Here is a 13016-nt window from a genome sequence, read left to right on the forward strand (position 1 = left end):
AGATCAACGCACTCTAAATCCGGAAGCGCCGGTATACCCCGCGGTGACCCGCCCTGCGGTGCCGCAGTAGAACCGAAGATCGACTCGGTGTGCCCCGAATCTTCGCGGTTGTCGCCTAGGGGCAAGGTCCGGGGCGGGCGCCTGCCGGGAGGGGCGGCACGGGGCTCGGACTTCACCAAACTCTTTCCCGAGCAACTTGCTCGTGTTAGCCGCCTCAACCGCCGATCCATTTCGTCCAGTCACCACAGGCCAATTCACTGGGGCGCTCGACTAAGGAGCCCTTCCATACGATCGCCGCGGTAGGGGCTGCTGACCTAGTAACCGGGAGATAACGCGATTAGGGAATGGGCGGTGTACGCCCATTCCTCCGGCTCTCTGTAGCTAAGGCGCCTAACTCTTACTGCGCGGAGGAAAGAGCCGATATTTAGGTCGTCCTTTACTGCATGTGCCGGTATACCGGTGAGCCACTTACCGTCCACGCTGATTGAGATCGTAGCAGCAGTGGAGCGTTCGATAACGCGAACTCGACCCTCGAGGGCATCCGGCCGCTCCCATGTTGCTACATCGTTCCAGTGGGCGCCGCAGCGTAAACGTCGGGGGCAATGGCGGCATGTTGAGGCGGCAGGCCGCGCTTTTGAAGGATCTGACAGCCGCGCAGAATGAATGCGACTAAGAAGTCTAGAAACTTCTGTCTTCGAAAAGTGAAACTCGGTGACGCCGTGTTCTAGATCGAAAGCGACCGTACGAAGGGGGTAAGCGCCAAAATTGACCTCGTAAAGGTGCGAGTAAAACAAGAGCTGGAAGCGGATAAAACCGCTAGCCCTAAAGTCGCTCCGGCCGGTTTTCAGGTCGACCAGTAGCCTCGCTGGTTCGCCAGAAACAATATCTACTATTCCGAACAGGCGGCACGACTTATCAAGCAACAACTGCTCGCTAGCGGCAGTGTTTTGCCCGGGCGGAAGCAGCGCTGCCAGCTCTGCGGCTCGTCGCGCTAGCCTGGCGCCCGTCGCCACACCGCGGGGTATATTCGAAGGGCTGATGCCGTGGGCTGCAGCCGCACCTTCGTACCGCCTGCGAAAATCGGCGCCCGGATCAGAAGACGCCGGTCCGCCAAGGCGTATCCACTCCTGCAAGGCAAGGTGGGCCAAGGACCCTGCATTAATGGACGAGAGCGCCTGAGGCTTGAGGGGTGTGCTCGTGGAAGACACGGAGGCCGGGCATCGAATTAGTCTCCACGCCGAGGTCGCGGACAACCATCCGGGCTCACCCAGTTCCGACTTCACGAGTCTTCGCGAGTCGAGTCGGCGATTAGTTTGAGTACCCGCCTCGGATCTCGGTCGAGAGTGAAGGAGTCGACAAATACGATCCCGTCGAGCTCTCTCTCGGTCGCCTCAATCTCGGCCATGGCCTCCGCGAGCCGGGGTGAAAGAAGCGATTCCTCAGCGGCCTCAAAAACGTGCTTAGCAATCACAACAAAGTTGCCGTCTTGGGGCGATTCAAACCTCGTCGAAGCGAAGTGACTTTCGGTCGGAATAGCACCATATGCGCGTGACCAGCGTTCTATAGCGCTCCGGTCGCGCTGCTCATGGATGCGCAGCGGCTGCCCCTCTAGAAGTTCAAAGAGGTCTCGTGCTAGCCGCCAGTCGAGGAGTGCGTGATAAGCCATGTTTCCGTAGTCGCGCAGGCACCGGTAACAAGAGGAATCGCACGCGTCCGCATGGGATGGTGCTTCTAGGTCCTCTAGGTAAGACTGGATCGCGCTGAAGAACGTGGGTAAGAATTCCTCTGAGCCAAGATGTGTGCTGAACCCTGCGCCATTTTCCAAGGTGTCTGCTAAGAAAGCGAAGGTAGCCGGTTCTCCTCTCGTTATGCCCGCGTAGATGCCGGCGGCGAGCTCGAGTGGCTGAATGTCCAAAGCAGTTGCCGCGACTGTGCGAAGGAGAAACGCCAGGGAGTACCAAGCCGCGCGGCGACTTTCTGTGACTTCGGCAGCCCCATACGGCTGCCGGGCATCGAAGGAAAGGTTTAGGCGTAGCCCTTTGAGAGCCTTCGTTGGTGAGGAGGCGCCAACGAAAAGGAAATCAGTGTGCTGTATCGCGCCTAGAGCTACCTTGAACGGATCTCCGGTGGCGAATCGCTCGTCGACAAGGTTTGCGTCGATTGCGCGAGTCGAAACATATCCGCCCCATTCGGGTCCACCTGGGGCGGCGCGTCGCAGGGGGAATAGTTGCCCGGCGTTGTCGTTAATGATGTAGCGCGAGCCTGGCCCCGAATAAACAAGCGCTTCATTCGGAGCTTGCAATGCTAGCTTGTTGATTTCCGTCATCGCCCGGGCTGCCATCGCACGGGGGCTCCAAGAAAAGTTCCCGTCGAAGTCAGTCCCTTTCCCGCTGCGGAAACCCAAAGGCTCCCGCAATGGGATCGAATTGAAGGAGGAAGGGCCCGCTCCGCACCTGGGGCACGTCGCTATCGACTCTTCGGCGTGCGCTTCTCCAAGGTAGGAACAGGTCCGGCAGACCTGCAGCGACGATTCGGGCCCTAGAGGGTCTGAAAGAGGCTGCGGTCTTTTACCTTTTGGACTGAACGCGGTAATTCCAACCACCGGGTATACGGTACCGTCCCGGACGATCTCACTCATCGGCGAGAACTGACTTACGGCCATGCTTAGCTCCCGATCGACGACCCCCTTCGGCGGCCAGGGGTATGAAGCGACAGGCCGGTTAAGATAAAGGTACCGCACTGAAGTGGGGAATCCGAACATCGGCAACAGGCCACGCTCGGCTAGGAGTTGGCTGAGGTCCTCGTGTTTCTCTTGCTCGACGGCGATATCAATCTCCGCGATCAAGGAGCTCGCGATTCTTGAAGCGTGCGTTTCAGCCGATCTATCGAATGCCGTGTTGCCGGCAAGCGAGATCGCCGTCTTTCGGACTACATCGTCATTGTGTCGTAGCCATTCAGTCAGCTTAGGTCGGAGAACCGTCGCCCAGTCCGCCGTTCTCCCGAAGGCTCCGTGCACATTGTGAGTTGCAGCTATGTCGTCGTCCGACTTGGACAGATAATCCGCAGATGCTAACCGCAAGATTTCTGAGCGCAAAGACCGGTCGAAAATCTCAGGTCTGTTCAGTGCGAGATATGGCCGGGGTGTGGGCTCGTTTGTAATCCGATCGGGGCGTTCGAAGTAATATTCGTCGTGGCTTCGCCCACGGCAGACTGTCAGGGCGATTGCAACTGCGGACTTACGGCGCCCCGCTCGCCCAACGCGTTGCTGATAGTTGAATCGAGTTGGGGGCATGTTACCCAGGACCACGGCCGACAGTGCCCCAATATCAACGCCGGCCTCCATCGTGGTTGTGACTGATAGTAGGTCGACCGCGTCAGTGAGTACGTTCTCGCCGGATCCAAGAAACACGTCCTGGAACCGTGACTGTCGCGATTGTGCGTCGATGCGGTCGGTCTGCCCAGTTAGTTCCGCGGTGTTTAGCCGGAAGCTGCCACTATTTCTGGCCGCCTTCCAGGAGTAGTAGTCGCTCGACAAATCAACCGGAGTTGAGTCTACTGAAAGAGGAGTCGCGCACTTCGTACAGCGCCCGCTACCGATCGTTAGATGCTGGCGCTTGCACTTAGCGCAGACCCACGCTCGGCCGTTGCCCACCCGAATGGCGACCTTGGCTGGGTCGATGAGATATCCGGTGACTGCATCTCCGGCAACTTGAAATAGCTGGTCCCTCAATGCGTCGGCATCTGTTGACGTTGCTTCTGAGACGGCCTCCCAGTACTTCCGCAGGCGTGGCGGCGGGTCGTCGCGGCTCGTTCTCATGCCGGTGAAACGACGCTGATCAGCGAGGATGCGTAGCGCGGCCCGGGTCTGACCCATCGAGGTCCCAGTAGAAGCATCGGCCGGGGCGCGGTCCGTGACTAGTCCCAACCAACCTAAACCGAGAGACTCGAAGTCTCTGCCTCCACCGGAAAAAAGACCCTCCAGTATTTCGCTCTCTAGAGAGGCGTTGATCTCGTGGAGGAGCGATTTTTGCGGGTCGGAGAGACCACTCCTCGGCGTCGGGGGAGTTGTATCCCAGTCGTAGAGCTCCGCCCAAGGCACTGACGGTTTTTCGAAAGTCCTCCGAAGCCCGGCGTGCGGCCCTCCCGGGTTTATTCCCATGGTTAACAGGTCGTGAGAGACATCGACGGCAAGCTCTTTAATTGACGGCGGAGAAGATAGTTTCTGTTTCAGAATCTCGACCGTCGAGGCGTCGGCGTCGGACGCTCCGGACCACACGAGCATCAACTCCGAGAAGACAGCTTGATTCCGGGCACGCAGACGCCTGATAGCGGCAACGGATTCGCTGCTTTGTTGTGCGTCCCGGAGGTGTGCTTCAGCGAGCATCAAGTCGCTTGCCGAATCGCCGATTTTGGTAAGACGTCGGAAAAGCAGCTGACGGATCAGGTCCTGATAGTGTCGTAGGCCAAGACCTGCCGACAACTTGGCCGCATCCTGACGGCTGTCAGTGAATACAATTATTTTGCGCTCGGCCTCGTCCAGGTCGTTGGCGAGCTCGGTGGTAAGGACTTGGTTAATCTTCTCGAAGCCGGTGCGCATTTGCCGTATGGGGGAGCGTTGAGTCGCAGGGTCAGTGGCGGGCAATCGGCCATTGCGCCCGAACCGGATCTCCCAGTCGTCACCACAGTTTGGACATTGTGTGGGGAACGGGCTGACTGATTCAGGCGACCGCCGGTATTCTCCGTTCTTGTTGCTCCGAGCAATACGAGCGTGGAAGCTCCAACCGGTGAATCCGGGCACGGTGTTTCGCAGCTCGCCCGCGATAGGATCGAGGCGGCTCTTGCGAAACGCGTATGCGACAGCACCCTTATCGCGTTCCCAAGTGGCAGAATCCAGATTAGCGAGAGAGACCGATGGCCGCGGCCAGTAAACCAGATAGTTATCCGCGGTCCGCTGCAAACCCACTTGGTCAGGGAGTTTTGCGAGCTCAGGAATGTCTGCCAACAGCATGGTCTTTACGGAGGCCTTCTGGAGCTCGCCTTCCGGAGCGAATCCGCCAAGGAAAACGTCTCCGCAGTTCTGGCAGTAGAGCAGCTCGAGTACTCGGGCGCCGCAGTCACACCGTGTCGCCGGCTCGGAGTAGAGTCTGCCGACGGTCCGATCCTGCTGGGGGTCGATGACCTCACTGCAAGCGGGATCCGAGCAAGCCCACATCCCAACGACGTTGCGGAAGAACATGTGTGCTCGGAGCTTTGGATCGGAGGGCTTCGGGTTACGCGAGAGGCCAGCCAAGATGTTGGAAACGGCGGCCTCGGCAATCGGTTTGCTTGCTCGAGGGAATATCTCGGTCGCGATGTCGGAAAGGGTCTTTGCCTTGCCATCACCGTTTCCGTAAAGGACGCTTCGGAGTTCCTGGACGACGCCTCCATCCCGGGCTGCCGATGCGGCTTTCGTGGGGTCGACCTCGCACAGTGAGCTGGGATCAATCGATAGCGGGGAGTCTGGGCGAGTAGGAGCAACTGTCGTCCCGGAGACGAACGAGAACGAACCGGGGGACGCGTCAAAGAACTGGTGGAGATAGTCTCCATCGCGTTCGGGTTCCAATGAAGCGGAGGCTGAGAGCACCCGGAACTGTTCGGGGCGAGTGTCTAGTCCGAGGCGACGCTTGAGAACACGCAGTAGGTAAGCCACTTCGGTCCCCGATGTCCCACGGTACGTGTGGAGCTCGTCGACCACCAGTGTGAAGACGTTTGCGGGATTTTCCAGCCAACGGCGAGTGGAGTCGAAGAAATGCCCGTCCCGTTCCCGCAGGAGCATCACGTTCAGCATCGAGTAGTTAGTGATGAGTATATCGGGCGGATAGTCGAGCATATCCCATCGCGAGGGAAGCTCGGCGCCGTCGAGTCTGGGAACGAAAAATCTTAGGTCGTCGTCTTTTTTCAGCGCGGCGACTTCGCGTGCCCGGACGCCTCGGTTCTCAGTCTCTCTCAAATACCTGCGTAACTCTCCGAGGGCCAGCGTGTTAGTTCTAGAGCCGGTTACAGGCGTTGCGCCGGTGTAGCGGCCGAAGTAGAACCGGTGGCCACGGCGATTCTTGTCGAGCCAGTCTCGAACACTCTCGTTGTCTAATGCACGGCGCAGACGGATGAGCTGGTCATCGACGAGCGCGTTCATCGGGTAGAGAATCAGCGCGCGCACCGCGGCCTCTCGCCCAGCTTCGCCACTGCGCTGCGCCTTAAACGGAGCCCGATCACTGGTCCACCATGCGTTTGGTGCAGCACCGTTCCCGTGCCAGGTGCGTGATTCACTTAGTAGCGAAGACAGGACAGGCAGAAGAAAGGACTCAGTCTTACCTGATCCGGTCCCGGCAGTGATGACCATGTTGCGCCCTCGTGCGACGCCTGCCGCCAGCGCCTCTTCTTGGTGCTTATAGAGACTGGGGACTCCTTGTAGTAGTCCTAATTCTGCGAAGGTGGCTAGGTCAGGGTCAGCGTTGCTTGCGGCGACTGACTCGACCAGTGATCGTTCCGAGCCCGCATACTCCGGTCGTAGCTCCAGAAGGGGCTTTCTATAGACCCCGCCGTCCCGATCGAGCAATGCCCGACGCTCAGCCTGCAGCCGTTCGTCGGCGAGGCCAAAAGGGGTATCATAATAGCGAAAGTAAGCGTCCCGAAGATGTTCGAATGTTTGGATTGCGTCGAGATTTCCCATAGTAGGCTCCAAACTGCTTTCTATCGTAAGACTTGGAACTTCTGTTTCAGCGAACTGGCGACCAGACTAGCGACGTCGCGTGGAACGTTGTCATAGACGGACGATTCTGTCTCGCCATCGTAACGTGCAGCAAAGCCACTGCAGAGCGAGAGCGCACGCGCTTGGAGGATTGGGAGCGGAGCGTGCCGATATATCGATACAGTGCCGATTGACGGTCGAGTGCTTGAATCTGGCTTCCAACGGAAAACGTGCTCATTCCTGCGTGCGAGTTCCTCGTAGACGCCGTCCAGGAAGTTGCTCCGATACCATGCGCCGTCCCGACGCATCGTGTAGTGCCAACGACCGCTGTGATGTTCTCGATACAACCCGTCTGGTTTGTTCGGTTCCCGGGCGGGTACGCGGCTCCAGTGCTGTGGTTTGGTCTTGGTAAGTTTCTCAAGTAACGAGTCCCGCGCGGGAGGTGCTGCCGAAGCTGGTGGTGCTGATGCTTGCAGCATCCTCGCGATTTCCCGCCCCGCGCAGCTCACATAGGACGCCCCCAGGGCGCGCGCGGCGTCTTTCAGATCCCAGATGTGCTCGTATGGCACTAGCAGGGTTTCCGGGGCAGGTATGCCCTTTGCTGAGTAAGACCTGTTGGCTCGCTCGACGTAGACGTCGGAGCTGTCGATCGCTCGGATGAGGCGGGGCCGACGCGATCCCACCAATATGGCAAGACCGTCTGCAAGTGGCAGGTTAGTGATTACGGGTGGAGTAACCGACCAAACGTTTCTCCTCCAGTCAACCTCGCAGTGCCCTAGGGATGCGAGATCGTTCAAAAACCATGCGGGCGCGTTCTCATGGATATCTAGATCCTCGGACCTGGCGAGCCATGATGCCTTGGCGCGGAAGTCAGAGATCGACCCTGTGCCGACCTCGCTCATCCAGGATAGTAGAAGATCGCCGATCACTTAGTCTCCGGTCGCTATTTGTAGTTGATACCGCCAGAGTCTATAACCGTTCTCGCTCGCGCACGCTCGTTTCCATGCCCCTGGCACGTCGAACGCAGACTCGTATTCACCCGGTTCATCGCCTCCTATCTCGATCAACCTCCATCTTTGGCCGCGGCGTTGTGCGAGGTACCGGGCGCTCTCTGAAACTTCGAGTTCGAAGTACGGGGAATGTATCTTAGTAGTCAGAGTTTGGATAAACTTCGGGACCTGGGGCTCGGCTATTTTCTGGGCTGCCCCGTCCTCATGAAGGATGTAAGACTCGTCTCGCCCGCGTCGGCCGAGTACAGTTGCCTCCGCTCTGCCCTCTCTGGCGCGTGCGCCTACTAGTGCAATTTGCTCTCTGTCTTCGCAAATTTGTAGCTTGTCCGTCCAGCCGAGCCGACCCATGCCAACCGGAGGTTCGGGATTTGGGTCTTCCTCGAGAGTTGTAAAGCTGAGTTCCTGTCCGTCAACGGTGATTCGGTGGAGACCTGATCGGCTGGCGAAGCGCCTCAGTTCGAGCGGGAAGCCATTGGCGCAGAGAACTTGGCCGACGCCATCGAATGTGACGGTTACGCGGTGTGGCTGCGTGCCTGAGGGCAGGAGAAGGTCCGGTTCTCCACCTCTCATGTAGTGATTGGTAGAAAGGTTAGAAGCAAGAGGGAGCCCGCGGGTCAGTCGTGCGCGGGGAGCGATGACCGGCGCCACGCCGACTCGCCGCAGGGAGGGCATCCGAGCCAGTGCTTTCGCCAGCTTGTCTCCGTCGTCGAATCGCACGTCTTGGTACAGGGCGTAATTTTCTATCAAGGCAGCCTTGCGTTGGCGGACTCGGCGCCAACCGATGTTCGCCGCCTCGTTGAGAAATTCCTCGAAGCGGTCTTTCTCCCCTGAATGCACGGCGACGATGTGTTCTTCGAACGGAGCGATCCCATCGGCCGATGACCAGGTGCCGGTCTGGGGGTCTGGTCGAAAGAAGATGACTGGCGACGGTGCGTACTCTGCGGTGAATGTCGCGCCTACGAGTTTCAACCCGTTTACTGCCGCGTGCGGCACCCTAAGTGACGTGTCCTCGTAGGCGTAGTAGTTGTACCCATCCAGCGCAGTGAGCTCGAGAGGCTCGGTCTGGTCCGGGATGGTGAGGGTAAGCTGCGCGGGTCCGCCTGGGGGGACAGGAAAAAGTAAGTTGGTGGCCCAGGTCTCAAGGTCTAGACCAATCCGGATGGCGATTCGGGGGTGACCTTCTGCTGTTAGAACCTGCCCGTCCCAAGCCTGTGCGTGGGCCTCGACTACGTGTGTGAGAAGTGCCCGGAGGTCAGGGTCATCGAGCCCGTTCATGAACGCTTCGCTCAGTCGGTTGCGTTCTGCCGTGGTCCAAATATGTAGGGCGCCGAGGAGTGCCTCAGGGCCTGGGGGATTCCCGACAGGAAAGTCGAAGTCATGGAAGAACCGAGTGAGCTTAACGCGGTCGGACTGCCTAATTAGTGCTTGAGATAGCGGATAGCCTATCCGTTGAAGTCGTGGGTGTTCCCGAATCGTAGAGAACCCTATGGCGCCGCCTTGGCTTTCGATCCAGTGGTGAAGCCCGCGCCACATATCTACGACGTCGAGAAAGGCGCCGCTCTCACGAAGCGAACGTCTCGTTTTTTCTATTTCGCGAGAGTCTCCTTCGGGTGAGAGTATCTCCGCAAGCCGGAGGTAGTAATTCGTGGATCGTGTGTTCGCGCCCGATCGCATTCGTGTTGCCGCGAGTACTGAGATGGAAATGACAGGTAGGACTGGCGGCGCCTGCGAGCGTGTTCCTTGCTCCCATCGTTTGTACTCGGCAGTGATAGGGGCAAACATCGATTTGCCGCCTGCGGTGTGAAGCCGCGCGGTCACGGAGAGGGCGAGGTCGTGCGACGCCTGGCTCGCTTCCGGGGCGAGATTGGCCAAGACGCTATCGTCCACGAAAAACACAGTTGGCCCATCGTGGGGCTTTAGGAACTCGTCGGCGAGCCGACTTTGCCACTTGTCGTACCCGGTAGTCACTTCTTGGAGGCCACTTTGCGGAGGGGGCCGTAATGGCGCGGGCTGAATGTGATGGTGTCTCGCACGTGGTCATCTTAGCGGCTACAACTTGTGCGCTTGTAACGCTTTGGTCATCCTCTCTAGCTTGCTGGTGTGACGCTGTCGCTTCGACTTGGTCACTCTTGATGCGGGACAATTCGATTGGTTGAGGCGGTAAGTGTCGGCGGCTTTTCAGGTGTCTGGGTCTTGTGTCGAGAACGCTGGTGAGTGGGGCATCCGCACGAGGCCAGGAACTGCTGCCCGGCCTCATGCTGGTCACACCGTGGTCGGCGGGTGGGTCCTGTGCTGAGGTGGCATCCGCGCGGTAGACGAGTGGCTGCAGGCTCTACCGCGCCACATCGCCCCAGTCGGTGAACCCTGACGGGTCGTGGCGGCCCAGGTTCGCATGTTCGAACAGGCCCCAGCCCACGTCGCCGTTGCAGGTCGCGCGGGCCACGTGATCGACGGTGTTGAAGGGCAACATCGCGACCACATCGGGAGAAGTCATGTCGTAGCTGACCGACTCGCTCCACTCGCGGCCTATCCAGCAGCCGTGCGACCACGCCGGGTCGCCGACGTAGCCCGAGCCCATGCTCAGAGGGACGCCGCCGAGGGTCTCGACCTCCAGTAGCAGCGGCTCGCCGCCGGGCGTGGTGAGGTGCAGTCGCGCGCAGTCGGGGTGACGTGTGCCGCTGCGGTAGTCGACCTCCATCCGCGGCCAGCCCAGTTGCTCGATCCGCCCGTCGGCGAACACCCGACTCGCGTGGTTGAGCGTCCGGTGGCCGTCGGGGCTCTCCTGCAGGATCACGACCATCGCGTAGTCGTCGAAGCGCAGCGGAACGTAGGTCCACCAGAAACCCTCGCGCGGCTCGGCCGCCCACCGGCCGGCGGGATCCGACTCACCGCTCGGCCGGATGCCCCACGAGCGGTCCCGCGTCCCCAGCCACACATCGGGATCCACGGCGAAGTCGCGCCCGTCGACCGAGAGCGTGCCCGACCAGCTGCCCACCTGCGCGAACCGGCTCGCATCGAGCATCGCGCGGGTGCCCTCGAGCAGCACGTGCCGGTCCTCGAGCACCGCGTCGAACGACCCCTCCCACGTCATGTCCACCGACAGGTCCGGGTGCTCGCACACCAGCCGCAGGGTGCGCAGCGGCTCGATCACCTCGATCCGGAATCCTCCCACTGCGGGCGCGAGCGACCGGGAGTCGAGGGCGTCGGAGAATCGCACCGACCGCTGGGTGTCGCCGTGGCGGACCGTGACGAACGCGTCCACGACCGCGAGATTGGGATACACACCGAACCCCGTCACGAGGAACACGTCACCGGTGCAGTCGTGCGCGTTGAAGTAGTAGCGGTCGTAGAAGTTCCGGTCGCTCGTGCCCACCTGAGCCATGGGCAGCGGCGTCTGGTGGACGGGGAACTCATCGAGCGGCGTCGGCTTCATCGGCAGGCCTGTCGGGTCAGGAAGGTGATTCCACTCTGGCGCAGAGAGCCGTTGAATGTCACCGCTTCGTACGTAGTCCCGGCATGGGTGCGCGGGAAGTGAGTCCGCCGTCGTCGCGCTAACAGGGGCGACATCCCGGCAGCCACCTGGGAGCAGTACGGCCGCAACCCGACTCCTGTCGTACCGGCGATGCATACTGAGGGCACGTAGGAGAGGAGGGGGAGGTAAGCCATGACCATTGTGTTCGAAAACCCAACTGAGCCGGAGCTTCGCGAGAAGGAGCGGCTCGCGCTCGCACGGGTCGGCCACAGCTACGAGGAGCTGGCCAAGCTCGCCGAACAGTACCTCTTGACCGACGAAGAGCGGGAAGTCTGGGACGAAGTCAAGACGATTCGTTTCCTCTTATGGGATGACTGACGACTCCGGAAGCGATTTCGGTGAAGACGAAAAGCGCGACGCAGACCTTCAACGCGATGTAAGCGACTTCGCGGTGAAGTGCAGTAGCCGCATCGAATCGACGTTGGCCGGCGCCCGATCTGAAGAGCCGTTGAGTTGATATGCGCAAGCGACCGATCTTGCGGATGGAGTATCTGCGCGAGCCGGTGCACGTACCGTCTTCTCACATTCACATACACGCGCAGAGTGGGCCACTAACGCTGTTCCTTGCCAAGACGGGTCACAAGACTCCGGCTGCTGTCGAGTCTCTCCACATCCCGACCGGCGGAGAGCGCTTCCGGCCTTGCGTCGAGGACTTCTTGGAGTTCCTGATCGCCGAATGCGGCGTTGAAGGAAGTGGTGACTGGAGAGAACAGATTGACCAAGGGCGAGCTGAATGGAGGGACTATCAAGCCCGCTCGGTCATACGCGAGCGGCCAGAGGTGGCAGCAGAAGTCCTTCGAGAGCTGGGAGCGAAAGTTGAGCTTCCGGAAGACGGACTTCAGCAGTCACCGCGAAACGCCTTCTGAGTGCGGTCAGCCGGCGATCAGGCGGGCGAGCATGGGGTGGTGGAGGACGTACTCGTCCGGGTGGGCGGGGGCCTCCTGCTCACCGAAGTGGATACGACGACGAGTGATCCGCGACAGGATGATGGCCTGCCGCAGCCCGGCGTAGACGTAATAGAACGGCAGGTCCCGGACGGTGGAGCCGGTCAGCTGCTCGTACTGCTCCACGACCTCGGAGTGGTCGAACACTTCCGGGATCCCGGGGAAGCCGAAGGTCTCCGCGAGGTCCTGGAACAGGTCGTGGAAGTACAGGAACCAGCCCAGGTCCACCTCGGCCGGCGCGATGGCCGTCATCTCCCAGTCCAAGACGGCGGTCGGGGTGGTGCCCTCGTAGAGGATGTTGCCGATGCGGGCGTCGCCCCAGCTCAGCACGTCGGGACCGGTCTCGGCGGGCCAATGCTCATCGATCCAGTCGAAGGCGCGCTCGATGAGAGGGACCCGCAGCCCGTCCTCGCGGGTCGTCCACTCGTAGTAGGCGCGCTGCTCGTCGACGTGGGCGCGCAGGGCGCTCACGCCGGGCGCCGGGACCAGCGCCGGCAGGAGGTCGGCGGGCGCGGGGATGCGGTGGATCTCTGCGAGGACCGCCACGGACGCGCGCTGGAGCTCGGCCCGCTGCTCGGGGGTCATCTCGAGTAGCCAGCCGTCGAAGACGTACGGGGGATTGTCGACCGGCGCCTGACCGGAGGCGCGGTCCATCACCAGGAACGGCGCTCCGAGCACGGCCGGATCCTGCTCCAGCCAGCGCACTCGCGGCACCGGCAGATCGGTGGCCTCGCCGACCGCCCGCATCACGTCGAACTGCTTTTGCAGGTCATAGACCTGACTTCCACAAGTTTTAGTGTCAC

The 13016-nt window shown here is 60.6% G+C and carries 6 protein-coding genes; 2 read left to right on the forward strand and 4 right to left on the reverse strand.

Annotated features, from left to right (window positions below):
- Positions 1-314: 314 nt before the first annotated feature.
- Both HMPREF3086_RS19865 and HMPREF3086_RS04165 read right to left on the reverse strand, forming a co-directional pair.
- Positions 315-1283 carry a PD-(D/E)XK nuclease family protein gene (locus tag HMPREF3086_RS19865; RefSeq protein ID WP_371441649.1) on the reverse strand — a complete coding sequence of 323 codons (969 nt, stop codon included), beginning with the start codon at positions 1281-1283 and terminating at the stop codon, positions 315-317.
- Entirely contained in the window at positions 1280-6709 is a 5430-nt protein-coding gene (locus HMPREF3086_RS04165) for a DEAD/DEAH box helicase (protein ID WP_070720294.1), read from the reverse strand. The genes HMPREF3086_RS19865 and HMPREF3086_RS04165 overlap by 4 nt, the downstream gene beginning before the upstream one ends.
- A 1872-nt stretch (positions 6710-8581) precedes the next feature.
- On the opposite strand from HMPREF3086_RS04165, the gene HMPREF3086_RS19870 reads away from it, so the two are divergent.
- A complete protein-coding gene (locus HMPREF3086_RS19870) occupies positions 8582-8752 on the forward strand; it encodes a hypothetical protein (protein WP_371441650.1) in 171 nt (56 codons plus the stop codon).
- 1317 nt (positions 8753-10069) lie between these two features.
- On the opposite strand, the gene HMPREF3086_RS04170 is transcribed toward HMPREF3086_RS19870, so the two are convergent.
- On the reverse strand, positions 10070-11170 hold the full coding sequence (locus HMPREF3086_RS04170) for an Rv3169 family protein (protein WP_070720293.1): 1101 nt from the start codon (positions 11168-11170) through the stop codon (positions 10070-10072).
- 231 nt (positions 11171-11401) lie between these two features.
- Between HMPREF3086_RS04170 and HMPREF3086_RS04175 the strand changes: the two genes are divergently transcribed.
- A complete protein-coding gene (locus HMPREF3086_RS04175; RefSeq protein WP_061914077.1) occupies positions 11402-11587 on the forward strand; it encodes a hypothetical protein in 186 nt (61 codons plus the stop codon).
- A 554-nt stretch (positions 11588-12141) separates the two neighbouring features.
- Here the strand turns inward: HMPREF3086_RS04175 and HMPREF3086_RS04180 are convergent.
- A partial coding sequence (locus tag HMPREF3086_RS04180) for a phosphotransferase family protein (RefSeq protein WP_070720297.1) occupies positions 12142-13016 on the reverse strand: 875 nt, incomplete at its 5' end.

Source organism: Dietzia sp. HMSC21D01 (genome assembly GCF_001815995.1).
Taxonomy (GTDB): Bacteria; Actinomycetota; Actinomycetes; order Mycobacteriales; family Mycobacteriaceae; genus Dietzia; species Dietzia cinnamea.

Coding starts and splice junctions, on each gene's coding strand:
- HMPREF3086_RS04165 (WP_070720294.1), bottom strand. CDS start 6,709: ATGGGAAATCTCGACGCAATCCAAACATTCGAACATCTTCGGGACGCT.
- HMPREF3086_RS19870 (WP_371441650.1), top strand. CDS start 8,582: ATGTGTTCTTCGAACGGAGCGATCCCATCGGCCGATGACCAGGTGCCG.
- HMPREF3086_RS04170 (WP_070720293.1), bottom strand. CDS start 11,170: ATGAAGCCGACGCCGCTCGATGAGTTCCCCGTCCACCAGACGCCGCTG.
- HMPREF3086_RS04175 (WP_061914077.1), top strand. CDS start 11,402: ATGACCATTGTGTTCGAAAACCCAACTGAGCCGGAGCTTCGCGAGAAG.